The organism is Arthrobacter sp. YAF34, assembly GCF_052113245.1.
In the GTDB taxonomy this organism is placed as follows: domain Bacteria; phylum Actinomycetota; class Actinomycetes; order Actinomycetales; family Micrococcaceae; genus Arthrobacter.
The window spans coordinates 297,372-320,505 of the sequence record NZ_JBFRCV010000003.1 but is presented as its reverse complement, the minus strand read 5'-3'; the positions used below and the strand labels follow the sequence as shown (position 1 = coordinate 320,505).

General features: G+C 68.8%; 21 protein-coding genes. 19 read left to right on the top strand and 2 right to left on the bottom strand.

Annotated features, from left to right (window positions below; translation table 11 throughout):
• The 9 genes from AB4Y72_RS05975 to galU all read left to right on the top strand — a co-directional run.
• Positions 1 to 139, top strand: a 139-nt coding sequence (locus AB4Y72_RS05975) for an integrase core domain-containing protein (RefSeq protein ID WP_441424568.1), incomplete at its 5' end; no start/stop codon positions are given.
• Positions 140 to 313: 174 nt separating this feature from the next.
• Entirely contained in the window at positions 314 to 1,984 is a 1,671-nt protein-coding gene (locus AB4Y72_RS05970; RefSeq protein ID WP_441425221.1) for a phosphodiester glycosidase family protein, read from the top strand.
• 206 nt (positions 1,985 to 2,190) lie between these two features.
• A complete protein-coding gene (gene paaA / locus AB4Y72_RS05965) occupies positions 2,191 to 3,222 on the top strand; it encodes a 1,2-phenylacetyl-CoA epoxidase subunit PaaA (RefSeq protein WP_441425220.1) in 1,032 nt (343 codons plus the stop codon).
• Entirely contained in the window at positions 3,219 to 3,524 is a 306-nt protein-coding gene (paaB, locus tag AB4Y72_RS05960; protein WP_091251167.1) for a 1,2-phenylacetyl-CoA epoxidase subunit PaaB, read from the top strand. The genes paaA and paaB overlap by 4 nt, the downstream gene beginning before the upstream one ends.
• Entirely contained in the window at positions 3,521 to 4,462 is a 942-nt protein-coding gene (gene paaC, locus AB4Y72_RS05955; protein ID WP_441425219.1) for a 1,2-phenylacetyl-CoA epoxidase subunit PaaC, read from the top strand. Before paaB ends, paaC begins: the two co-directional genes overlap by 4 nt.
• Before the next feature lie 11 nt (positions 4,463 to 4,473).
• A complete protein-coding gene (paaD, locus tag AB4Y72_RS05950; RefSeq protein ID WP_441425237.1) occupies positions 4,474 to 5,046 on the top strand; it encodes a 1,2-phenylacetyl-CoA epoxidase subunit PaaD in 573 nt (190 codons plus the stop codon).
• Between the two features lie 15 nt (positions 5,047 to 5,061).
• Positions 5,062 to 6,300, top strand: a complete 1,239-nt coding sequence (gene paaE, locus AB4Y72_RS05945) for a 1,2-phenylacetyl-CoA epoxidase subunit PaaE (protein WP_441425218.1) — start codon at positions 5,062 to 5,064, stop codon at positions 6,298 to 6,300.
• Between the two features lie 38 nt (positions 6,301 to 6,338).
• Positions 6,339 to 7,118 (top strand): enoyl-CoA hydratase/isomerase family protein, encoded by a 780-nt coding sequence (locus tag AB4Y72_RS05940; RefSeq protein ID WP_441425217.1) that lies wholly within the window; start codon positions 6,339 to 6,341, stop codon positions 7,116 to 7,118.
• Positions 7,119 to 7,215: 97 nt separating this feature from the next.
• Entirely contained in the window at positions 7,216 to 8,106 is an 891-nt protein-coding gene (galU, locus tag AB4Y72_RS05935; RefSeq protein WP_441425216.1) for a UTP--glucose-1-phosphate uridylyltransferase GalU, read from the top strand.
• Here the strand turns inward: galU and AB4Y72_RS05930 are convergent.
• Complete coding sequence (locus AB4Y72_RS05930; RefSeq protein WP_441425215.1) at positions 8,103 to 8,567, bottom strand: Lrp/AsnC family transcriptional regulator; 465 nt, start codon at positions 8,565 to 8,567, stop codon at positions 8,103 to 8,105. The genes galU and AB4Y72_RS05930 overlap by 4 nt on opposite strands.
• Before the next feature lie 159 nt (positions 8,568 to 8,726).
• On the opposite strand from AB4Y72_RS05930, the gene pdhA reads away from it, so the two are divergent.
• The 7 genes from pdhA (at position 8,727) to AB4Y72_RS05895 (ending at position 17,119) form a co-directional block, all read left to right on the top strand.
• Positions 8,727 to 9,959 carry a pyruvate dehydrogenase (acetyl-transferring) E1 component subunit alpha gene (pdhA, locus tag AB4Y72_RS05925; protein WP_441425214.1) on the top strand — a complete coding sequence of 411 codons (1,233 nt, stop codon included), beginning with the start codon at positions 8,727 to 8,729 and terminating at the stop codon, positions 9,957 to 9,959.
• On the top strand, positions 9,956 to 11,068 hold the full coding sequence (locus AB4Y72_RS05920) for an alpha-ketoacid dehydrogenase subunit beta (RefSeq protein ID WP_441425213.1): 1,113 nt from the start codon (positions 9,956 to 9,958) through the stop codon (positions 11,066 to 11,068). Before pdhA ends, AB4Y72_RS05920 begins: the two co-directional genes overlap by 4 nt.
• 2 nt (positions 11,069 to 11,070) lie before the next feature.
• Positions 11,071 to 12,678: a dihydrolipoamide acetyltransferase family protein gene (locus AB4Y72_RS05915; RefSeq protein ID WP_441425212.1), complete on the top strand. Its 1,608-nt coding sequence runs from the start codon at positions 11,071 to 11,073 to the stop codon at positions 12,676 to 12,678.
• 196 nt (positions 12,679 to 12,874) lie between these two features.
• Positions 12,875 to 13,690 carry an MBL fold metallo-hydrolase gene (locus tag AB4Y72_RS05910; protein WP_441425211.1) on the top strand — a complete coding sequence of 272 codons (816 nt, stop codon included), beginning with the start codon at positions 12,875 to 12,877 and terminating at the stop codon, positions 13,688 to 13,690.
• A 117-nt stretch (positions 13,691 to 13,807) separates the two neighbouring features.
• Complete coding sequence (locus AB4Y72_RS05905) at positions 13,808 to 15,094, top strand: MinD/ParA family ATP-binding protein (RefSeq protein ID WP_441425210.1); 1,287 nt, start codon at positions 13,808 to 13,810, stop codon at positions 15,092 to 15,094.
• A 35-nt stretch (positions 15,095 to 15,129) separates the two neighbouring features.
• On the top strand, positions 15,130 to 15,867 hold the full coding sequence (locus AB4Y72_RS05900; protein ID WP_441425209.1) for a GAF and ANTAR domain-containing protein: 738 nt from the start codon (positions 15,130 to 15,132) through the stop codon (positions 15,865 to 15,867).
• 37 nt (positions 15,868 to 15,904) lie between these two features.
• A complete protein-coding gene (locus AB4Y72_RS05895; RefSeq protein WP_441425208.1) occupies positions 15,905 to 17,119 on the top strand; it encodes an MFS transporter in 1,215 nt (404 codons plus the stop codon).
• Between the two features lie 65 nt (positions 17,120 to 17,184).
• Here AB4Y72_RS05895 and AB4Y72_RS05890 read toward each other — a convergent pair whose 3' ends face one another.
• Complete coding sequence (locus tag AB4Y72_RS05890; protein ID WP_441425207.1) at positions 17,185 to 18,132, bottom strand: phosphatase PAP2 family protein; 948 nt, start codon at positions 18,130 to 18,132, stop codon at positions 17,185 to 17,187.
• 335 nt (positions 18,133 to 18,467) lie between these two features.
• Between AB4Y72_RS05890 and AB4Y72_RS05885 the strand changes: the two genes are divergently transcribed.
• Genes AB4Y72_RS05885 through menD form a run of 3 tightly spaced genes read left to right on the top strand, consistent with a single transcriptional unit; the run spans position 18,468 to position 23,089 of the window.
• Positions 18,468 to 19,490, top strand: coding sequence for an o-succinylbenzoate synthase (locus AB4Y72_RS05885; RefSeq protein ID WP_441425206.1), 1,023 nt, complete (start codon positions 18,468 to 18,470; stop codon positions 19,488 to 19,490).
• Positions 19,491 to 19,529: 39 nt separating this feature from the next.
• A complete protein-coding gene (gene argS, locus AB4Y72_RS05880) occupies positions 19,530 to 21,359 on the top strand; it encodes an arginine--tRNA ligase (protein ID WP_441425205.1) in 1,830 nt (609 codons plus the stop codon).
• Between the two features lie 41 nt (positions 21,360 to 21,400).
• On the top strand, positions 21,401 to 23,089 hold the full coding sequence (gene menD / locus AB4Y72_RS05875; RefSeq protein ID WP_441425236.1) for a 2-succinyl-5-enolpyruvyl-6-hydroxy-3-cyclohexene-1-carboxylic-acid synthase: 1,689 nt from the start codon (positions 21,401 to 21,403) through the stop codon (positions 23,087 to 23,089).
• Positions 23,090 to 23,134 lie beyond the last annotated feature (45 nt).

The window sequence follows — 23,134 nt, the reverse complement described above, 5'->3', positions numbered from 1 at the left end:
CTACAAGAACGCCTACGACTCCAGCGACCACCGCACACAGGCCCTCACCGGCTGGCTAGACTTCTACAACCACCGCCGCAACCACAGCGCACTCGGAGGACGAGCACCCATCAGCAGATGTAACCAACCTGCTGGCTGAGTACACCTAGCAGCTGCCGGGGGTGCCGGACTGCCGGCGCTCCGCGGACCGGCAGCGCCCGTACACAGCGCCGTTAAGCAGCGCGGGTAAACGGGGAATGAAGCTTCCGGCAACAGGAGTTCTCAAACCCACTTTTTGGCATAACCGGCGGTCAGGCCTTCATACCGTGGAGGGATGAAAGCCTCCCTTATGCACCGCACCGCCCTGACAGGCGGCCTTGTCCTGGCCGTCTGCGCGGCCCTTCTCGGCCCTGCCGGCCCGTCCCAGGCAAGTCAGGGTCAGAACGGCGACTCCGGTGAAGACCAGGGCGCCCGGCTTAGCCTCGGCGCCACGGATCTTCCGGAAAAACGGACGGTGAGCGCCCTGGCCCCGGGGGTCACCTTGACGAAGATCAGCCGCGGCGCAGCAGATTCCTCGCTCTTCTGGACGGCCGAAGTTGCCATCCCCTCCGATTCACCGGATCCGGATGCGCCCGCCTCGGCACTCTCAAGCCAAACCGGCGCGCAGCACATCGCGGACAAACTCAGGGCCGCCGGCGTCGATGCCCGCGTGGAGCATGTCCAGTCCCCGCAGCTGGCGGATGCCGGCGGCGACCTGGGCTACCGGGTCCGCGCCGGCCACCTCGCCGCCCAGGCCGACGGCGACGCACTGGTCGCCCGGATCAAGGCGGCAGGGCTCGCTTCCTCGATGATCTACACCGGCTGGGACGGCGATACCGGCACAAAAACCCGCGGGCCGTGGAACCTTGAGGTCATCACGATCGACCCGGAGAAGTATCGGGGGCAGCTCGCCGGCTCATTCGGCCCGGACCTGGAGAAGCGCGAAACAACCAGCCAGCTGGCATCCGACGCGCACGCCATCGCCGCGGTCAACGCCGGCTTCTTCGTGTTCGACCCGAAGGCCGGCGCCGAAGGCGACCCCGCCGGGGCCGGCGTCTACGGCGGCAAGACCCTCAGCGAGCCTGTCGCCGACCGTCCGGCCCTCGTCGTGGACGGCGCGAAGAACAGCACCAGCGTCCAGCGGCTGACCTGGGCCGGTTCCCTCTCTTCCTCCGTTCCCGGTGAACTGGCCTTGGACGGCATTGACAGGGTCCCCGGCCTGATCCGCAACTGCGGAGGCGCCAACGGCCTGCCCACCCCGTTCGCACTGCAGGACCTCACCTGCACGAACGCCAACGAACTCGTCGCCTTCACGCCCGAGTTCGGGCCCTCCACCCCGTCCGGCCCTGGCCTTGAGGTTACGGTCGACAGCCGGAACACCGTCACCTCCATCGCCGAAAGCCGCGGCGCAGCCGTGCCGCCCGGCGGCCACACCATCCAGGCCACCGGGAACGACGTCGCGAGGCTCCGCGCGTTGGCTCCCGTGGGCGCCACACTGAAAATCGGCACCGGCCTGCTTGGTCAAGACGGAAGGGCCCTGCACCCGAACCGGGCCACGAGCGTCGTCAACGGCGGACCGGTGCTGGTCAAGGACGGCCAGGAAGACGTCACCGCCAGGCGTGACGGCATGGTCCACCCCAACGACGGCAACAGCTTCTACTACGGCTGGGTCCACAAACGGAACCCCCGGACCTTCGCCGGTACCGATGCCCAGGGTAAAACCATGCTTGTCGCCGCGGACGGGCGTTCGACCGCCTCGCTGGGCCTCAGCCTGAAGGAGGAAGCCGACGTCGCCCAGTCGCTCGGCATGGTTCAGGCGATCAACCTCGACGGCGGCGGGTCCACTACCGCCGTTGCCGGAGGAAAGGTTCTCAACAGTCCCTCGGGCGGCACGGAACGGGCCATCGGGGACGCGCTTCTCGTCCTTCCCGCCCGCAGGGACGGGCAGGGAAACGCCGAGAAGTAGCGGGAGGACGCCGCTGGTCCCCACGGCCGGCACCATCGTTGACCAGCAAGGCCCGGAGGCGACCCGGGCCTTGCTCCGTCGCCCCGGTTCTCCCCGGACGCGTTCCGGGGATCCCTCGGGAAGCCCGTCCTTGACGCATCTCGGGCCTTCCGCATATCCTGAACGAACGGTCGGTAATTATTTATCGGAAATTCATAGGAGCAACCATGGCATCGCAGACCCTGCAGTCAGTGCCCGCCGAGCCATCGCCGGCGCGGCATGAACAGAGCCCCGAGGACGCGGCCCGGCGCGACGCCGAGGGCCAGAAGTACTTCGACAAGGTCATGGCGGAAGATTCCCGGATCGAACCGCGCGACTGGATGCCCCCGGCCTACCGTAAGACGCTCCTGCGCCAGATCTCCCAGCATGCGCACTCCGAGATCATCGGCATGCAGCCCGAAGCCAACTGGATCTCCCGCGCCCCGAGCCTCAAGCGCAAGGCCATCCTCATGGCCAAGGTCCAGGACGAGGCCGGCCACGGACTCTACCTCTACTCCGCCGCCGAGACCCTCGGCCAGCCGCGGGACCAGATGATGCAGGACCTGATGGACGGCAAAGCCAAATACTCGTCGATCTTCAACTACCCGGCCCGCACCTGGGCCGACATGGGTGCCATCGGCTGGATGGTCGACGGCGCCGCGATCGCCAACCAGGTGCCGCTCTGCCGCGCATCCTTCGGCCCGTACGGCCGGGCGATGGTCCGGGTCTGCAAGGAAGAGTCCTTCCACCAGCGCCAGGGCTTTGAGATCCTGCTCGAACTCTCCCACGGCACCCCCGAACAGAAGCAGATGGCGCAGGATGCGGTGAACCGCTGGTACGCCCCGGCCCTGATGATGTTCGGGCCCCCGGATGACGACTCGCCCAACTCCAAGCAGTCCATGGCCTGGAACATCAAGCGTTTCAGCAACGACGAGCTCCGCAACCGGTTTGTCGGGATGATGATGGAGCAGGTCAAGGTCCTCGAGCTGACGCTGCCGGACAAGGACATCCGCTTCAACGAGGACACGAAGAAGTGGGAGCACGGGCCGCTGGACTGGGATGAATTCCACGAAGTCCTGGCCGGCCGCGGCCCCTGCAACGCCCAGCGCCTGGAACGGCGCCGGGACGCACACCAAGACGGCGCCTGGGTGCGCGAAGCCGCCGCGGCCTATGCCGATAAGCAGCGCCGCAAGCAAGCAGAGAAGGAATCCGCAGCATGACAACCCCCGAACCTCACGCAGGCAACGTCTGGCCGATCTGGGAAGTGTTCGTCCGTTCCAGCCGCGGCCTGTCCCACGTCCACGCCGGATCCCTGCACGCACCGGATGCGGCCATGGCCCTGCGGAACGCCCGTGATCTTTACACCCGCCGGAATGAAGGGGTATCGATCTGGGTGGTCCCGGCCGATGCCATCGCGTCCAGCGATCCGGATGCCAAGGGTGCATTCTTTGAATCCCCGCAGGGCAAGGACTACCGTCACGCCACGTATTACACCAAGAGTGAGGGCGTGAAGCACCTGTGAGCACCACACCGGAAACTGCGGCACCCGCAGAACCAGAAACGGCCGGCCACGGCGACATCTCCGTCGGCGTAGCCGGAGCCAGCGGCGACGGCGCCGCCAGTGCCACCCGCATCACCCCGGGCAACGCCCTCCGCCCCGAGGACATCGCCCTGGCCGTCAGCCGCGGCACTGCCACACCGAGCGAGGACATCGCCGAGTTCGCCCTGCGGCTGGGCGACGACGCCCTGATCCTGGCCCAGCGCCTTGGCCACTGGATTTCCCGGGCGCCTGAGCTCGAAGAGGACATCGCCCTGGGCAACATCGCCCTGGACGAGCTCGGCCACGCCCGGTCCTTCCTCAGCTACGCCGGCGGCGCCCTCGGAGCGGACGGAACGGCCCGCAGCGAAGACGATCTCGCCTACTTCCGCCGCGAGCACGAATTCCGTTCGGCAGCCATCTTCGAACAGCCCAACGGGGACTTCGCCGTCACGATCGCCCGGCAGTTCGTGGTCAGCTACTACCAGTTCGAGCTCTACCGCCGGCTCACCGAGTCAACGGACGCCACCCTGGCCGGCATCGCCGCCAAGGCGGCCAAGGAAGTCGACTACCACCGGGACCACAGCGCCCAGTGGGTCCTGCGCCTGGCCCTTGGCACCGAGGAGTCGCGCCAGCGCATGATCCACGCGTTCAAGGTCATATGGCCCTACGTCGATGAACTGTTCCGCGATGACGAGCTCACCGGACGCCTCAGCGAAGCCGGCGCGGCGCCCCAGCCCTCAAGCCTGCGTGCGGACTTCGACCGGCTCACCGGCGAGGTCCTGGCCGAGGCGGAGCTTGAAGTCCCCAAGGTGCAGCCCGCACCCGGCGGGGGCCGGCGCGGCCTGCACTCTGAACACCTCGGTTACATCCTCGCCGAAATGCAGGTGCTCGCCCGCGAGCACCCCGGAGCCAGCTGGTAGGCACCATGGAAATGTTCGTGTCTGACCCGGAAACCGCCGAGCGCCGGAAGGCCGCCCGGGGCAACACCGCCCAGGAGAAGGCCTGGGCGGTGGCGGCCACTGTCTGTGACCCCGAAATCCCGGTGCTCACCATCGCCGACCTCGGCATCCTGCGCGACGTGCAGCTTTCGACGGAACCCAGCACTGACGACGGCGGGATGGTTCCCACCGTCCAGGTCACCATCACCCCGACCTACTCGGGCTGCCCCGCCATGGACGCCATCCGGGATGACCTCACCGCTGCCTTCCACGGCGCCGGGTACCCGAGCGTCCGGGTCGAACTCGTCCTCTCCCCGGCCTGGACCACCGACTGGATGAGCGAGGCAGGCAAGGCCAAGCTGGAGAAGTACGGGATCGCGCCGCCGTCCGGCCACTCTGCGGCCCTCCGGCACGCCGGCCCGGTCCGGCTCTCCCTCGCCGTCAAATGTCCGCAGTGCTCATCGCTGAACACCAAAGAACTCACCCGCTTCGGTTCCACGTCCTGCAAGGCCCTCTACGTGTGCCAGGACTGCAAAGAACCGTTCGACTACTTCAAAGTTTTGTAAGGAACAGGTGCCTCCATGACTGTTGTCCGCCAGACCGCCGCGGAGTCGGCCGCAGCAACCGGCCGCCGTCGGCCCTCCTTCCACCCCCTGACGGTGGGCGAGGTCCGCCGGCTCACCGACGACGCGATCGAGGTGACGTTCGCGGTTCCGGCAGAACTCGCCGGGCAGTTCGACTACCTGCCGGGCCAGTACGTCGCGCTGCGCACCACCCTGCCGGACGCCGACGGCCAGCCGCACGAGATCCGCCGCAGCTACTCGATCTGCGCCGAACCGCGCAGCTTCGCCGACGGCAGCAGCGAAATCCGGGTGGCCATCAAGAAGGACCTCGGGGGACTGTTCTCCACCTGGGCCAACGCCGAGCTCGCGGCTGGCGACGTCCTGGACGTCATGAGCCCCATGGGCGCCTTTGTCTCCAAGCACGGCCGCGACGGTAAGCCCGTGGACCAGAACGTCATGAACTCCATGAACCATCCGCAGGAGATGGCAACGGAGCTGGCGGAGGAGGCCGGCTCGTTCGTGGCGATCGCCGCCGGCTCCGGCATCACTCCCGTGATCGCCATCGCCCGCACCCTGCTGGCGGCCCACCCACAGACCCGCTTCGACCTCATCTACGCCAACAAGGCCGCCATGGACGTGATGTTCCTCGAGGAACTCGCGGACCTGAAGGACAAGTACCCGGCCCGGCTGGCCCTGCACCACGTGCTTTCCCGTGAACAGCGGATCGCGCCGCTGCTCAGCGGCAGGATCGACGCCGAGAAGCTGCAGGCGCTGCTGGGCACCGCCATCCACGCCGATGACGTAGACGAATGGTTCCTCTGCGGCCCGTTCGAACTCGTCCAGCTGTGCCGGGACACCCTCGCCGCGCGCGGCGTCGCGCCGGAGCACGTGCGCTTCGAATTGTTCACCTCCGGCAAGCCGGACCGCCCCGAGGGCAACATCGGCCGGCCCGTGATCGTCGACGAGTCACAGGACACGTACAAGATCACGTTCAAGCTGGACGGCCTGCAGGGCGACGTCACGAGCCCCACCCACGCCCGGGAATCCATTCTCAACGCCGCCCTCCGGGTCCGCCCCGATGTGCCGTTCGCCTGCGCCGGCGGCGTCTGCGGCACCTGCCGCGCCAAGGTGGTCTCCGGCAAGGTCACCATGGACGAGAACTACGCCCTGGAACAAGACGAGCTCGACAAGGGCTACGTCCTGACCTGCCAGTCCCACCCCACCACCCCGGAAGTCACTGTCGACTTCGACGTCTAGGTTTTTTCGACGCCCGCCTTTCCCCGCCAAGGAGTCCCATGATTTCCCTCTCCATCGCCGACGGCGTCGCCGAGGTAGTGCTCGACGCCCCGCACAAGCTGAACTCCCTCGACGAGCAGGCACTGGCTGACTTGTCCCGGGCCTACGACGACGCCGCTGACGCCGCGTCGCGCGGCGAGGTCCGGGCGCTGCTGCTCCGCGGCGCCGGACGCGCCTTCTGTGCCGGCCGCGACATTGCCGGGGTGACCCCGGAAAGCGACGACGCACAGGCCTACCTGGGCGGCCTCGTCCAGCCGCTGCTGAAGAAGATGAGCGCCTTCCCCGCACCCACGTTCGCCGCGGCGCAGGGCGCATGCCTCGGCGTGGGGCTCGGCCTGCTGCTGGCCACGGACGTGGTCTACGTGGCGGACAACGCCAAGTTCGGCTCCCCGTTCGCCAAGCTCGGCGCCACCCTCGACTCCGGCGGCCACTGGTATTTCACCGAGCGTCTCGGAATGCACCGGACCCTGGACCTGATCTACACGGCCGAACTCATGAGCGGCGCCGAGGCCGTGGCACAGGGCCTGTTCAGCCGGGCCATGCCCGCCGCGGAACTGCTGGAGAACACCCGCGCCATCGTGGCCGCCGTGGCCACCGGCGCCACGGGCGCCTTCAATGCCAGCAAGGAACTCGTGGCGCACATCCGGGACCAGCGGCTGGGACTGTGGAAGGCCATGGAAGAGGAGAACGCCGAGCAGGCGCGGCTGTGCAAGAGCGAGGACTACGCCGAGGGATTCCGCGCCTTCCAGGAGAAGCGCACCCCCGTTTTCAAGGGCTGACAGGCGCCCGGAGGCAGGTCTCCGGGTATACGCCCGGCTCTACCTGTCTTTGCTTCGAAGCATTCTCATTTGCGGAACCCGCTTGTAATGTTCGGTTATGACTCTGGGGAAATCTGTAACTAAAGCTGTCATACCCGCTGCGGGACTGGGAACGCGGTTTCTGCCGGCCACCAAGGCCATGCCCAAGGAAATGCTGCCGGTGGTCGACCGGCCGGCCATTCAATACGTGGTGGAAGAGGCCGTCCGGGCCGGCCTGACCGATCTGCTCATGGTCACCGGGCGCCAGAAGCGGGCGCTGGAGGACCACTTCGACCGTGAGCCCGCGCTGGAGCGCACCCTTGAACTCAAGGGCGACTTTGACCGGCTGGAGGCCGTCCGGCAAGCCTCCCGCCTCGGCCCGCTGCACTACGTGCGCCAGGGAGACCCGAAGGGGCTCGGCCACGCTGTCCTGTGCGCCCGCCAGCACGTGGGCGACGAGCCGTTCGCCGTCCTGCTGGGCGATGACCTGATCGACGAGCGGGACGAACTGCTGACCGCCATGATTGACGTCCAGGCCAGGACCGGTGGCTCCGTCATCGCCTTGATCGAAGTGGACCCGGCGGAAATCAGTGCCTATGGATGCGCCGACATATCCGTCCTGCCGGGTCAGGACCATGTCCGGGTCAATCGCCTCGTGGAGAAACCCGCCGTCGCCGATGCCCCGTCCAATCTGGCCGTGATCGGCCGGTACGTCCTCCATCCGGAGATTTTCGATGTCCTCGAGGACACCCCGCCCGGGCGCGGCGGCGAAATCCAGCTGACCGACGCGCTCCAGAGCCTGGCCGGGTCCGACGGCGAGGGCGGAGGTGTCTACGGCGTGGTCTTCACCGGCCGACGGTACGACACCGGGGACAAACTGAGCTACCTCAAGGCGGTCATCTCGATCGCCGCTGACCGGGTGGAGTTCGGCGAGGAGCTCAAGGCCTGGATGAAAGTGTTCGTGAACTAGCGCGTATCCAGGTCTTCGAAGACCAGGAACGTCTGGGTGTCCAGGACCCCGGGCATGGACTGCAGCTGGTCGAAGATCACCCGGCGCAGATCGATGTTGTCCACCGCGCGCACCAGCAGGATGACATCGAAGTCCCCGCCCACCAGGGCGATGTGGTGCACCTCGGGGATGGCGCGCAGGAGCTCCCGCAGCTCCCGCCAGGAATGCTGGCGCACTTTCAGGGTCACGTACGCTGACGACTTCAGGCCGGCCTTGATGGGATCCACCAAGGCCGTGAACTTGGTCAGGACCCCTTCGCCGGTGAGGCGGGCAATCCGGGTGTAGGCGTGGGCGCGCGAAATGTGGACGTTCTCGGCCACCTGGGTCACGGACATCCGGCCGTCCCGGGTCAGCTCCGCAATGATGTTCCGGTCCACATCGTCCAGCGGCACCGCCGCCTGGTCTGGCTCAAGCTCTGCCATTCGTCCACAACCCCCGCCGGTAATCCAGCTCACACTTACAACTTGTCTTCCAGATTAGGGCAAATTTGTGGACTTCTCCACGATTCTCCGTGGGACTGGATACGAAACAGCGCCTGAAGGCATACTGGGAAAGATTAGTGGCTACAGAAGGACGGACCAATGACGATCTCCGCAGACCACGCTGCGCAGCAACACGCGCAGCAGGCCGCGCAGCAAAATCCCGCCAGTGAGGCCGTGAGCAAGTTCGGCATCACTGTTGAGGACTACATGCTCCCGGCCCGCCACCAGATCCAGATGGTCGGCCCGGACGGGACCTTGAATCCCCATACCGAGCAGGGCACCCAGCCCGGGCACGAATACAGCCTGCCCGGCGAGGCCGAACTGCTGGCCGCCTATGAGCAGCTCGTCGTCGGCCGCCGCGTCAATGACCAGAACTCCGCGCTCGTCCGGCAGGGTCGGATGGCCGTCTACCCGTCCAGCCACGGCCAGGAGGCCTGCCAGGTCGCCGCCGCGCTGTGCCTCGCCGAGGGCGACTGGCTGTTCCCCACGTACCGCGACTCCGTGGCCGTGATGGCCCGCGGCGTGGACCCCGTCCAGACCATGACGCTGTTCCGCGGCGACTGGCACGGCGGCTACGACCCTTCCAAGCACAAGGTCGGCATCCAGTGCACCCCGCTGACCACCCAGCTGCTGCACGGCGTCGGCGTCGCCCACGCCGCCAAACTGCGCGGCGAGGACACCGTGGTCCTGGCCATGTGCGGCGACGGCGCCACAAGCGAGGGTGACTTCCATGAGGCCCTCAACTTCGCAGCCGTCTTCCACCTGCCGGTGGTCTTCTTCGTCCAGAACAACCAGTACGCGATCTCCGTGCCGCTCGCGCACCAGTCCGTGGCACCCTCGCTGGCCCACAAGGCCGTCGGCTACGGCATGGCCGGTGAACGCGTCGACGGCAACGACATCGTGGCCTTGCTCGCCGTCCTCGGCCGGGCCGTCAAGCTCGCCCGGGAGGGCTCCGGCCCCCTGCTCGTGGAGGCCCACACCTACCGCATGCAGGCGCACACCAACGCCGACGACGCCACCCGCTACCGGCAGGACAGCGAAGTCGCCGAATGGGTGGCCAAGGACCCGCTGAGCCGGATGCAGACCTACCTGACGGACCGCGGCCTGCTGGACGATGAGCGCGCCGCCGGGATCGCCCACAAGGCTGAAGCGGTGGCCACGCAGCTGCGCGAAGGCCTCAGCGAAGAGGTGCCGGTGGAGCCGCAGGACCTCTTCAAATACGTCTTCTCCACGCCCACCCCGCAGTTGAAGGAACAGTCCGCCATGCTCGCCGACGAACTCGCCCGCGACGCCGCAGCCACCGCATCCACCCCGAAGGGGGCCGGCAAATGAGCCCTACCATCACCACGTCCTCCGAGGCGAACGGCAATGTCAGCGCCGCGACGGCCCGCGCGGCCGCGAAGGCTGCTGCTGAAGCCGAAAAGACCGGTCCGCAGACCATCACCCTGGCCAAGGCCCTGAATACCGCCATGGCCGATGCCATGCGCGCCGATGAGTCCGTCCTGGTCTTCGGTGAGGACGTCGGCATGCTCGGCGGCGTCTTCCGCATCACGGACGGCCTGACCAAGACCTTCGGCACGAGCCGCTGCTTCGACACCCCGCTGGCCGAATCCGGGATCGTCGGCATGGCCGTGGGCATGGCGATGAACGGGATGCGCCCGGTCATCGAGATGCAGTTTGATGCCTTTGCCTACCCGGCGTTCGAGCAGATCGTCAGCCACGTCGCCAAGATGCACAACCGCACCAAGGGCACCGTGAAGCTGCCCATCGTCATCCGGGTCCCGTACGCGGGCGGCATCGGCGGAGTGGAGCACCACTGCGACTCCTCCGAGGCGTACTACGCGCACACGGCCGGACTGAAGGTCTTCACCCCGGCCACGGTCGCGGACGGCTACCGGATGCTCCGCGAAGCCATCGACTCGGACGACCCCGTCATGTTCATGGAGCCCAAGAAGCTGTACTGGTCCAAGGACCAGGTGGACCTGGATGCGCTGCGCGCCGAACACACCGCGAACACCGAACGGGGCACGTCCTCCGAGGGCCGGGCCGCCGTCGCCCGCCCCGGCACCGACGCCACCCTGATCGCCTACGGGCCGTCCGTCCCGACGGCGCTCGCCGCCGCGGCCGCGGCCGCCGAGGAGGGCCGCTCGCTGGAGGTGATCGACGTCCGCTCGATCGTGCCGTTCGACGACGAGACGGTCTGCGCCTCGGTCCGCAAGACCGGCCGCGCCGTGGTGATCGCCGAGGCCCACGGCTTCGCGTCAGTGGCCTCGGAAATCGTGGCCCGGGTCCAGGAACGCTGCTTCCACCACCTGGCCGCGCCGATCCGCCGCGTCACCGGCTTCGATGTGCCGTACCCGGCGCCGAAGCTCGAGCACTACTACCTGCCCGGCGTGGACCGCATCCTCGACGCCGTTGACGACCTCCAGTGGGAAGACTGACCATGAGCGAACCGAAAGTATTCCTCCTGCCGGACCTCGGCGAAGGCCTCACCGAAGCGGAACTCGTCAGCTGGCTCGTGGCCGTTGGCGACGAGATCCGGGTGGACCAGCCGATCGCCGAGGTCGAGACCGCCAAGTCCATGGTCGAGGTGCCGTCGCCGTACGCCGGCACCGTGGCCGTGCTGCACGGCGAGCCCGGCCAGACGCTCGACGTCGGCAAGCCTCTGATCTCTGTCATGCCTGTTGGTGTCGTTCCCGGTGGCGCCGCTGGTGGCGCCGCCGCGGATGATGCCGCCCCCGCCCCTTCGCCGGACGGCATTGCTGCAAGCAGCATGCCGTCCGGCTCCGGAAGGCCCGATGCCACTCCCGGGGCGGCATCATCCGCGTCGGCTAGTTTCACTGCTGGCTCACCGGCTGCTGTCGCCGAGCCCGGCACCGCTGCGGCTTCCTCACCTGACGCCGTCGCCGACTCGCCTGCTGCTGTTGCTGCCGAGACTTACCGCGAGGAGGAGAAGGCCGGGTCCGGGAATGTTCTGATCGGGTATGGGACTCCGGGCGGGCACGGGGTGGCCCGGCGGACTCGGGCTCCTAGGCGGGCTGCGCTGGCTGCTCCTGCGGCTCGGGTGTCGGAGGCCGAGAAGGCTGCCGATGATTTGGTGCTCATGCGCACCCGGGTTCCCGGGAAGTTGGGCGCTGTTATTTCTCCGCTGGTCCGCCGGATGGCGCGCGATCATGGGGTCGATTTGGGGGGACTCCAGGGGTCGGGGGCCAGCGGGCTCATCATGCGACGGGACGTCGAGGCCGTCATCAAGCCGGCTCCGGTGGCGGAGCGCCCCGCGGCGGAGCCCGCCGCGCCGGCCACGGCATCCGGCACGGATGCGCGCACCGGGCTGGTCATTGCCGGCCGCACGGCCGTGCGGGGGGTGAGGAAGGCTGTCGCGGCAAACATGACGCGCAGCCGGTCCGAGATCCCGGAAGCCACGGTGTGGGTGGACGTTGACGCCACGGCGCTCGTGGAGATGCGTGCCGCGCTGAAGAAATCGGACCCGCACAACGCGCCCGGGCTGCTGGCGTTCATCGCCCGGTTCGTCACGGCCGGGCTGAAGAAGTACCCCGAGCTCAACACCAGGATCGTCACCACCGAAGACACCACCGGCGGGGCCAGCCAGGAGATCGTGGCGTTCGACGGCGTCAACCTCGGTTTCGCGGCGCAGACCGACCGCGGGCTGATGGTGCCGTCGGTGCGCAACGCCGATAAGCTCAGCGCCCGCGAACTGGACGCCGAGATCCGCCGGCTGACCGCCGTCGTCCGCGATGGCAAAGCGACTCCGGCGGAACTGGGCAGCGGCACGTTCACGCTCAACAACTACGGCGTGTTCGGTGTGGACGGTTCGGCCGCCATCATCAACCACCCCGAGGTCGGAATCCTGGGCGTCGGCCGGATCATCGACAAGCCCTGGGTGGTCAACGGGGAGCTCGCGGTCCGCAAGGTCACCGAACTGACCCTCACCTTCGATCACCGCGTCTGCGACGGGGGCACGGCAGGCGGATTCCTGCGCTACGTCGCCGACGCGATCGAGAACCCGGGCTCGGCACTCGCGGACATGTGAGGCCGGCCCGGGATCCGGCACGCTGGCCCGCGCCGCGCAGCATCGCGGCGCGGGCCAGAACGAGGGCTTCCGGACGTACCCGTTACCGGCGCGGAACGGGCACGCCCTAACGGGAAAAGCCAGCCGGCACGGGTAGAATTGAGACCTGTACGGCGCGCGAACAACGCCGGATAAGCGTCGGAGATACGGAGATTCAATGTCACGATGGCTCGAAGTCGGTCCGGACAACTACGTGCTGGCAACTCAGGGATCCCTGCTCAACACGGGGCTGGTGGTCGGCACCGAGCGCGCCATGGTGATCGACACCGGTGGCGGGCCCCGGCAGGGGCGCGAGATCCTGGCTGCCGTGCGGGAAAAGACCGCGCTGCCGCTCGTCGTCGTCAATACTCACGCGCACTACGACCACTTCTTCGGCAATGCCGTCTTCGCCGCCGATGGCGTGACCGAGTTCTGGGCGCACGAGAACTGCGCCGCGGACATCGAGGAGAATGGTGACCAGCAGCGCCGGTTCGTGGCCTTGGCGGAGCCCGAGATGGCGGCCGGGGAGGGCGCCGACGTCGAGCTGGTGGTTCCGAACGCGATCGTGAAGGACCAGCCGGTGCTCGTGGACCTGGGCGGACAGACCGCCACGTTGTTCTATCTCGGCCGTGGCCATACCGACGGCGACCTCCTCGTGGGCACGGCGAGCACGCTGTTTGCCGCCGACCTGGTGGAACAGGGATCGCACCCGTCCTTCGAGGACTCCTTCCCGGAAGACTGGGCCGACGCCCTCCGGCACCTGTCCGCGCTGCGGCACCGCTACGAATTCCTCGTGCCCGGCCATGGCGAGCCGTGCAGCGACCAGTTCGTCAAGACCATGGCCAACACCATGAGCACCGCGGTCCGGCAGGCCATCCAGGCCACCCGGGAAACCCCGGACGACGCCACTAAGGCCATCCCGATCATGCCGTACGGCCCCGAGCAGTCGCGCTGGTTCATCCAGCGCCTCCAGGACACGCGTGCCCGCCGCTAGGGCCAGAATTTCTGCAGCCGATGGTAAGGGTGCGCACTACTGCCCCTAGACTTGTCCCTTGAACGATGTCAATCGAGCACTGCAGCGGTCTGCGCTGTAATCCCTGGGGGAACAAACATGCCAGAATCGGTCGAAAACAAGACCGCCAACGCCCTCGCTGAAGCTGAAGCAGCTGCAGAGCAGGCCCAACTCCCGCGCCGGAGAGACCGCCGCCGCGGCGACGACTCCGACGCCTGGACAGGAACCATGCCCATCATTTCCAGCAACCAGGCTGAACAGCGCCCGACAACCCCGAGCGCTTCCTGGGCGGAGGCTGCCGCTGCAGCCGACGCGCCCACGCGGCCGCAACCGGCGAGGCCGGCCAACGACCCCATGCGGAAGCCGCCTGCCCCCGAGTCCGCTCCCGCAGTGCCTGCACAGCCGACCCGCTCGACGCGGTCCGCCAGCCGGGCCGCGGCCTTGGCCGACGCCCCGGTGCCTGACTTCATCAGTTCCCCGGGTCTCTTTGTTCGCGAGCAGAAGCCCCGCCCCGTCGGCGGGTTCCGGGGTGCGCTGTATAACCTGACCGGGGGCGGGCTGAACTTGGGCCCCAGCGCCCGGCAGCGTGAGGAAGACGAGCTGGCCCGGCGCATCTCCCGTCAGCTCCAGGGCAGCTACAACACGGCGGTCCTGAGCCTGAAGGGCGGCATTGGCAAGACCTCCACCACGGTAGGGGTCGGGCTGACACTGGCCGAGTTCCGGGGGGATCCTCCGTGCGCGATCGACGCCAACCCCGATTCCGGCGACCTCGTCGAGCGTGCCCTCGGCGAGGGCATCTACCAGCAGCAGAGCCCGCGTACCATCACGGATCTGCTCAAGAACGTCGATTCCGTTGATTCCCTCACAGCCCTGGCCCGCTACATGCACCATGCCGGTAGGCTCCACCTCATTGCCGGTGAACAGGACCCCGAGGTATCGGACTCGCTGACAGCGGAGGAATACCTGCGGATCCGCAAGCTTATCTCCGGCTACTATTCCGTGGCGCTGATCGACTGCGGCACCGGCGTGACGCACAATGCCATGAGCGGCATCTTGCAGTCGGCGGACAACCTGATTATCGCGGCGGGCTACGCCGTCAGCGGGGCCAAGCGGGCGCGCAGCACCCTGCACTGGTTGGCCAGCCACGGCTATGAAGACCTGGCCCGCAACGCCGTCGTGGTCATTACCGACAAGGACGAGGTCTCCACACGGGTGGACAAGGACGCGATCGAGGAACACCTGTCCGGCATCTGCCGCCAGCTGATCGCCGTTCCGCACGACCGGGGGGTGGCCGACGGAGACCTGGTGACCCTGGACGTGCTCCGCCCCGAGACGCGGCGCGCCTACCGGGAAATCGCCGCGGCCATCGTCGACGGGTACGTCTAGACGCGACCGGGGCGTCCTCCGCGGTAGATTTAGGCATGGCCAACAACTCAATCGGGCAGGACGCCGCCCTGCACCTCCAGAACCTTCTCCTCGGCACTGACAATGTCGAGGACTTCCTGGGGCGCCTGGCCGAGTTCTCGGCAGCAGAGCTGAGCCGCACCGCCGGCGGGGAGATCGAGTGCGGCGTCACGCTGCAGCGCAGGAAGCGGACCATGACGGTAGCAGGCAGCAGCCCGCGGGCGGTCACCCTGGACCGCATCGAACAGAGCCTGGGCGACGGACCGTGCATCGAGGCGCTCCGGATCAAGGATGTGGTCCTGCTCGCGGACGTCGATACCGATCCCCGTTGGCCCGTCTACCAGCGCGAGCTCGCGGCCAACGGCTGCCGTAGTACACTGGGCGTACCGCTGGAAATCGGCGAGGACGCCGCGGCGGCCCTGAACTTCTTCGGGGCGGACACCGGGCTGTTCACCGAGGACATCGTCGCCGAAGCGGCCGGATTCGCCGACCTCGCCGGCCGTGCTCTGAGACTGGCCGTCCGGCTCGGAACCTTCCAGTCCCGGGCCGAGGACCTGCAGGCCGCCTTGGAAAACCGCACCTCGATCAACCTCGCGTGCGGCGTCATCATGGCACAGAACCGCTGCTCCCAGGACGAGGCCATGACCATCCTCACCCGGGTGTCCAGCAACCGGAACCAGAAGCTCCGGGAAGTCGCCGCGGACGTGCTCCGGAACCTCACCAGCGAAGACGTCCGCACCCACTTCGACGCTTAGGCCGGGGACTACCCGCCGGTTGCCTAGGATGAAGGGGATGACCACCACACAACTCGCCCCGTTCAGCCTCCGAAGTATCGCCGTTCCCGCCTTCGGGCCCGCCTTGATGTTCAGCCTGGGCGAAGGGGCGATCCTGCCGGTGGTTGCCCTGTCCGCCCGCGACCTCGGCGCCTCCGTGGCCGGGGCTGCGCTGATCGTGACGCTGATCGGTCTCGGATCCTGGTTCTTCAACCTGCCGGCGTCAATGATCACGCTGAAATTCGGCGAACGCTGGGCGATCGTGGGAGCCGCGGCCGCCAGCGCGGTCGCCCTCGCCGCCGCGGCGGTCGCGCCGCTGTTTCCGGGCGGCCTCTGGGTGCTGGCGGCGGCGATGGTGGTGGTCGGCATGGCCGCCAGCGTGTTCAGCCTGGCCCGGCAGAAATACCTGACCGAGGCCGTGCCGGTCATGCTCCGGGCGCGGGCACTGTCCACGCTCGGCGGCGTCAACAGGATCGGAATCTTCATCGGCCCGTTCATCGGTGCCGCCGTGATGCAGTTCGCCGGCATCAGCGGGGCCTACTGGGCCGGTGTCGTGGCGATGGCCGCCGCGGCTGCCGTGTCCGTCACCATCCCCGACCTCGAAGCGAAGCAGCCGCCGGCAGACGGCGTTCCGGTCCAACAGCCCACCCTGCGCAGCATCGCGGTGTCCCACTCCGGCGTCTTCCTGACCGTGGGGGCGGGGGTCCTGCTGCTGAGCGCGCTCCGGGCCTCGCGCCAGGCGGTCATCCCGCTGTGGGCCGACCACCTCGGCATGGACCCCACCCAGGCCTCACTCATTTACGGGATTTCGGGGGCCATCGACATGCTGGTGTTCTACCCGGCCGGGAAACTGATGGACCGCAAGGGCAGGCAGTGGGTGGCGGTGCCGTCCACGCTCATCATGGGGGTGGCCATGGTGCTGATCCCGCTCAGCACGGACTTCGTCTCCCTCATGCTGGCGGCGCTCCTGATCGGCTTCGGCAACGGGATCAGCTCCGGCCTGAACATGACGCTCGGGGCCGACTTCTCGCCCGACGTCGGACGCGGCCAGTTCCTCGGCATCTGGCGCTTCATGGCCGACGCCGGCGCCACCGGGGGACCCGTTCTACTCTCGGCGGTCACCGCGGCCGTGGCACTGGGTACCGGCGTTGCCGCGACCGGTGTCCTCGGCTTTGCCGCCGCCGCGGTGTTCGCGGTCACCATTCCGCGTCTCAAGCACCGCCGGAACTACTGACGGTCCGGCCCAAGTAGCTCGCAGCAGGGGCCGTTCTGAGGGCTCAAAACGGCCCCTGCTGCGAGTTAGTTGGGTGCCCGCCGCCGGGTGGCGACGCCGAACAGCCAGATGCTGGCCACGGTGGCGAGATAGCCCGCGATGACGATCAGCGACGTTCCGGCCCAGAAATAGCTGATGGTGCTGATCTCCTGACCGCCGGGGCCAAGGCTGAGCAGGGCGTAGGCCGCCACCCCGGCCGCGACAAGTCCGGTGAGGACCGGGAGCGCCACCCAAAGCCTGGCGGAGGCCCAGTGCTCGTTGTAACCGTTCCAGACGTTCCAGCTCGGGCCCCTGCGGAGGATCAGCCAGCCCGCAGGGATCATGAAAGCGCCCACCACCAAGAAGGCTGCCACCACGTCCGCGGGCCGGTGCCACTGGTTGATCAGGGTGGACACGCCCGTGGCGACGGCGAAGCTGCCGCCCAGGTAGCCGGCCAGCGGCCGCCAGCGCGGCGCGACCATGAGGAAGACGGCGGCGGCGGCCGAAGCCGCAATGGTGGTGTGGCCGGAGGGCAACGAATTCAGTTCCAGGGTTTGGACGCCGCGGTACGGCCGGACCGGAAGCAGGTCTTTCAGGATCTGCGTGGCAAGGTTGGCGCCCAGGCACGCCGCGATGGCGATCCCGGCTGCAGACCAGCGGCGCCGCAGGATGGTGACGAATACGACGACGATCGACGCGATGACTACGGAGATCGTCGGCAGCCAGTCCAACAGCTTGGTGGCGGCTTTGCCCGCGGTTCCGCTGAGCTGCACCGCTTCCACAAGGGCCGATTCGTCAATGAACTGCCCTGTGGTGGTGCGGACAAAGAAGAAGTAGGTGGCGGCCAGTGCGGCGACGCAGGCAAGCGTGGCCGCCACGAAATAGGCGCCAGTGCCCTTGCCGGGGGACCACTCTGGACGCGCATCCGGTGTCCCGCCGGGGCGCTCGCCTGGGACAGACGGGTCCAGTGGGGCGCGTTCCTGCCGAAAACTCATGCCATTAAGGCTCCCACAGAACCCTGCGCGCCGCCTGAAGGGGACCGCCCGCCGCGAGGGGAGTGGTGCACCGCGAATATCCAAGTAGCCACCACTCGTGCCAAGCCGGAGCACGAACCGTAGAGTCGGCTGTGCCGGCGTGGCTTGTCCCCGGCACAACGCTCCTTGAGCGGGGCCGGCGGAGACGAGTTTCCTGGTCCAGGAACTCACCCCCAGTCGACGCCGGCCCATCAAGGGGGCGGCTGCCGGGCTTCCCGGTGCAGATTCTCATTTCAGCTGCCCAGTACAGTTTTCAGTTGCCCAGTACGTTTTCAGTTGCCCAGTACAGTGGCATCATGGCCGCCCTCCCCCTGGACCCCGCAGCACATGCCGCCGCCCTGCCCGGCCTCGAGGAACTCCTCGCCGGTGCCCACGTTGTGAGCTTGCCGATGCGCGTGAAGTTCCGTGGCATCCTTCAGCGTGAGGCCCTGCTGATCCGCGGGCCCCTGGGCTGGGGCGAATTCTGTCCCTTCCCCGAGTACGGCGACGCCGAGGCCTCCCGCTGGCTCGCGGCCGCGATCGAGGCCGGCTGGTCCGGCTTTCCGGCGCCGCTGCGGGAGCGCATCCCCGTCAACGCCACGGTCCCGGCCGTGCCAGCGGACCGGGTGCCCGACGTCCTGGCCCGCTTCGGCCGGGTGGACGCGGTCAAAGTCAAGGTTGCCGAACGCGGCCAGACCCTGGACGACGACGCCGCCCGCGTGGCCGCCGTCCGGGCGGCCCTGCCGGACGCCGCGATCCGCGTGGATGCGAACGGCGGCTGGGACGTGACGGCGGCCGTCACGGCACTGACGCGGCTCGCCGCCGTCGGGCTCGAATATGCCGAACAACCCGTGCCGGACATCGCCGGCCTTGCGGAGGTCCGGCGGCAGCTTCGTGCCGCCGGCGTCCCCGTGCTGATCGCCGCGGATGAAAGCGTGCGCAAGGAGGAGGACCCCCTCAAAGTGGCGCGGGCCGGCGCCGCGGACCTGATCGTGGTCAAGGTGGCCCCGCTCGGGGGAGTACGCCGCGCACTGGAGATCGTGGCGCAGGCCGGGCTGCCCGCCGTCGTGAGCTCGGCGCTGGACACCTCGGTGGGAATCCGGGCCGGACTGGCGCTCGCCGCCGCACTGCCCGAGCTGCCCTACGCCTGCGGCCTGGGGACGGTGTCGCTGCTCGCGGCCGATGTCACGCAGGATTCGCTGGTGCCCGACGACGGCGCGATCACCCTCCGCGAGGTCCATCCGGCACCGCAGCTCCTGGCCGAGCACGCAGCCTCGCCGGAACGCCGGGACTGGTGGCTGGACCGGTTGCGGCGCGTGCGCGCGGTGCTCGCGGGCTGACCGGCGCAGGGGGAGGGCTCGTACTGATAATTTGGGACTGTGAATAATCCGGCCGAATTGGTTGTCCCCAGAGTCCAGGCTGCAATTGCCACCGCGTTCGGCGAAGAGTTCCGGCAGACGGATCCGGTGGTCAGGCCCTCCCAGTTCGCCGACATCCAGATCAACGCCGCCATGGCCCTGGCCAAGAAGGCCGGCCTGCCGCCGCGGGACGCCGCCGCGAAGATCGTGGACGCCCTGGACCTGGACGGCATCTGCGCGGGCGTGGAAATCTCCGGGCCCGGCTTCATCAACCTGAGCTTTGACGGCACGTGGATCGAGGAACTGCTCAACGCAGAGGCCGCCCAGGCCGCATCCCCGGCCACGGCGGTCACGCCGGCCGCGAAACCGCGGCGCGTCGTCGTCGACTATTCCTCGCCGAACGTCGCCAAGGAAATGCACGTGGGCCACCTGCGCACCACGGTGGTGGGGGACAGCCTGGTCAAGGTCCTCGAGGCCCTGGGCGACACCGTGATCCGGCAGAACCACATCGGCGACTGGGGCACCCCCTTCGGCATGCTGATCGAACACTGGCTGGAGATCGGCGAGGACTCCCCGGAAGCGGCGCTGCTGGTGGAGGACCCCAGCGCGTTCTACCAGGCCGCCCGGGCCAAGTTCGATGCCTCCGCCGCCGACGAGGACGGCTTCGCCACCCGGGCCCGGCTCCGCGTCGTTGCGCTGCAGGGCGGAGACGCGGAGACCTTCGCCGTCTGGCAGCGGCTCGTCGCCCAGTCCAAGCGCTACTTCAACGCCATCTACTCCATGCTGGGCATCAGCCTCACCGACGACCACATCGCAGGCGAAAGCTCCTACGACGCGCATCTGGCACAACTGTGCCACGAACTTGAGGAGCGCGGCCTGGCCCGGATCAGCGACGGCGCCCTGTGCACCTTCCCCGAGGGCTTTACCGGCCGCGACGGGCAGCCGCTGCCGCTCATTATCCGCAAGTCCGACGGCGGCTACGGTTACGGCACCACGGACCTCGCCACCATCCGCTACCGGGTCCGGGACCTGGAAGCCGACAGGGTTCTCTATGTCGTGGGCGCCCCGCAGAACGTCCACCTGCGGATGGTCATGGCCACGGCCCGGGACGCCGGCTGGCTGCCCGACTCGGTCGAGGCCGTGCACGTGCAGATCGGCAACGTGCTCGGCGAGGACGGGAAGATCCTCAAGTCCCGGTCAGGCGCCCCGGTGAAACTCATGGCCCTGCTCGAGGAGGCCGTGGACCGCGCCCGCGCCGTCATTGACACGTCCCGGCCCGAGCTCAGCGACCTGGAACGCGCCGTGACCGCCCGCCAGGTGGGCATCGGCGCCGTCAAATACGCCGACCTCTCGACCGGCCACGACACCGAGTACGTCTTCGACTTCGACCGCATGCTCGCCCTCACCGGCAACACCGGACCCTACGTGCAGTACGCGGCCGCGCGGATCCGCTCGATCCTGCGCAAGGCCGGGGTACTGGAACAGTTCACCGACGGCGGGGGCGCCGGAGGCCTGGGCGGCGTCACTCCGGCCTCGGGCACCCCGGCCACCGCGACCAGCGGTCCGGCGACGGCCATCGCCGTCGTCGAGCCCGCAGAACGCGCCCTTGCCCTGCACCTGCTGGAGTTCGACGCCACGTTGAACAAGGTGCGGGACGCCATCGAGCCGCACCGGCTCTGCGGCTACCTGTTCGAGCTCGCGCAGCTGTTCACGTCCTTCTACGACCAATGTCCCGTGCTCAAGGCCGAGGAATCCGTCCGGGATTCGCGGCTGGCCCTGTGCGCCCTGGTGCTGCGCCGCCTTTCGGGCGGCCTGGCCCTGCTGGGCATCGAGACGCCGGAGAACATGTGAGTCCGGCGGATTCCGCTGCCGCGCCGTCGTCCTCCGACGGCATGGGCGCAGTGGAGGCCGCCCGCATCGTCGTCGACACCTTGCTCGACGCCGGGCTCCGCCACGTGGTGGTGTCCCCGGGGTCGCGCTCGGCGCCCATGGCCTACGCCCTGGCCGAGGCCGAAGCCGCCGGCCGGGTGGAGCTGCTGGTCCGGATCGACGAGCGCTCGGCCGGCTTCACGGCCCTCGGCCTGGCCCTGTCCACGGGAGCCCCGGCCGCCGTCCTCACCACGTCCGGGACCGCCGTCGGGAACCTGCTTCCGGCCGTCATGGAGGCGAACCATGCCGCGGTGCCCCTCGTGGTCCTCTCCGCCGACCGGCCCGAGGAACTGCGCGGGACCGGCGCCAACCAGACCACAGTGCAGCTGGACCTGTTCGGCGAGCACGTCCGCTTCGCCGTCGACGTCCCCGCGGGCAGCGATCCGCAGCGGGCCGTGGAAACGGCGCTCAGCGCCGCCACCGGAGCGTTCGAGGACACGCCTCCGGGTCCGGTGCAGCTGAACCTCGCCTTCCGCGACCCGCTGATCCCGGCCGCGGGCGACGGTCTGCCCACTCCGGCCGGGCGCCGCGTGTACCGGGCCGCCCGTCATCCGCTGGCACTGGACTTCCCGGCCGCGTCCACGGCCCTGCCGGAGCGGCGGACCGTGGTGCTGGCCGGGCACGACGCCGGCCCCGTCGCCGAGGCTTTCGCCCGCGCCCACGGCCTGCCGCTGCTGGCTGAACCCTCCTCCAACGCCCGGTTCGGCCCCAACGCCGTCGGACCCTACCGGCTGCTCATCGGCCACTTCGGCGCGGACTCGGCACAGCCGATCGAGCGGGTGGTCCTCTTCGGCCGGCCGACGCTCTCCCGCCCCGTGAGCGAGCTGCTGGCCCGCGCCGATGTCCCCTCCGCGCTGTACCAGCCTGTTCCGGTGGCCTGGTACGAACCGGGCCGCCGCACCGACCTGCCGCTTGAAACCCTGTCCGATCTGGCGGAGTTTGCCGGCCGCGGAACGGCCGCCTGGCTCGATGCCTGGCTGCTGGCGGGAGCCGCCGCGCAGCACGCCGTGGACCTGGTCCTGTCCGCTTCGGCCGCCGCGACCGGGCCGTCCGTCGGCGCCGAGGTCTGGAAGCACGCTCGCGGGCAGCTGGTCCTGGGCTCCTCGAACGGGATCCGGGACGTGGACCTCGCGGGGACGCCGCCGGCCGAACCGCAGGCCACCATGTTCGCCAACCGTGGTCTTGCCGGGATCGACGGCACCACGTCCACGGCGACGGGCATCGCGCTCGGCGGTCGCGAGGAAACCACCGTGCTGATGGGCGATGTCACATTCCTGCACGACGCCGGCGGGCTCCTGCTCGGCGCCGGCGAGCCCGAACCGCGACTGCGGATCGTGGTGCTCAATGACGCCGGCGGTGCGATCTTCGGGCTCTTGGAGCACGGCGCGGTGGCCGCGGCGGGGCGCTACGGCGACGCCGTCGAACGACTCTTCGCCACCCCGCAGCGGGTGGATCTGGGCGCGCTGGCCGCGGCCTACGGCGTCGCGCACCACACGGTGGGCACGACGGCGGCACTCGTCGAGGCGCTGTCCCGCCCGGTGGAGGGCCGCAGCATCATCGAAGTGCGCACGGACAGGCGCCGGCTTGGGGAACTGCACCGCGCCATCCGGGCAGCGGTGGCCACCGCGGTGGAAGGCCTGCCGCAGCCCTAGCCGAAAGTTTCCGCTACAAAAAAGGGCAGCCGCTACGTGGATTCA

Coding starts and splice junctions, on each gene's coding strand:
- AB4Y72_RS05885 (WP_441425206.1), top strand. CDS start 18,468: ATGGCCGCCCTCCCCCTGGACCCCGCAGCACATGCCGCCGCCCTGCCC.
- AB4Y72_RS05890 (WP_441425207.1), bottom strand. CDS start 18,132: ATGAGTTTTCGGCAGGAACGCGCCCCACTGGACCCGTCTGTCCCAGGC.
- pdhA (WP_441425214.1), top strand. CDS start 8,727: ATGACGATCTCCGCAGACCACGCTGCGCAGCAACACGCGCAGCAGGCC.
- AB4Y72_RS05940 (WP_441425217.1), top strand. CDS start 6,339: ATGATTTCCCTCTCCATCGCCGACGGCGTCGCCGAGGTAGTGCTCGAC.
- AB4Y72_RS05930 (WP_441425215.1), bottom strand. CDS start 8,567: ATGGCAGAGCTTGAGCCAGACCAGGCGGCGGTGCCGCTGGACGATGTG.
- AB4Y72_RS05915 (WP_441425212.1), top strand. CDS start 11,071: ATGAGCGAACCGAAAGTATTCCTCCTGCCGGACCTCGGCGAAGGCCTC.
- galU (WP_441425216.1), top strand. CDS start 7,216: ATGACTCTGGGGAAATCTGTAACTAAAGCTGTCATACCCGCTGCGGGA.
- paaD (WP_441425237.1), top strand. CDS start 4,474: ATGTTCGTGTCTGACCCGGAAACCGCCGAGCGCCGGAAGGCCGCCCGG.
- AB4Y72_RS05910 (WP_441425211.1), top strand. CDS start 12,875: ATGTCACGATGGCTCGAAGTCGGTCCGGACAACTACGTGCTGGCAACT.
- AB4Y72_RS05900 (WP_441425209.1), top strand. CDS start 15,130: ATGGCCAACAACTCAATCGGGCAGGACGCCGCCCTGCACCTCCAGAAC.
- AB4Y72_RS05905 (WP_441425210.1), top strand. CDS start 13,808: ATGCCAGAATCGGTCGAAAACAAGACCGCCAACGCCCTCGCTGAAGCT.
- AB4Y72_RS05895 (WP_441425208.1), top strand. CDS start 15,905: ATGACCACCACACAACTCGCCCCGTTCAGCCTCCGAAGTATCGCCGTT.
- paaE (WP_441425218.1), top strand. CDS start 5,062: ATGACTGTTGTCCGCCAGACCGCCGCGGAGTCGGCCGCAGCAACCGGC.
- AB4Y72_RS05920 (WP_441425213.1), top strand. CDS start 9,956: ATGAGCCCTACCATCACCACGTCCTCCGAGGCGAACGGCAATGTCAGC.
- menD (WP_441425236.1), top strand. CDS start 21,401: ATGGGCGCAGTGGAGGCCGCCCGCATCGTCGTCGACACCTTGCTCGAC.
- AB4Y72_RS05970 (WP_441425221.1), top strand. CDS start 314: ATGAAAGCCTCCCTTATGCACCGCACCGCCCTGACAGGCGGCCTTGTC.
- paaB (WP_091251167.1), top strand. CDS start 3,219: ATGACAACCCCCGAACCTCACGCAGGCAACGTCTGGCCGATCTGGGAA.
- paaA (WP_441425220.1), top strand. CDS start 2,191: ATGGCATCGCAGACCCTGCAGTCAGTGCCCGCCGAGCCATCGCCGGCG.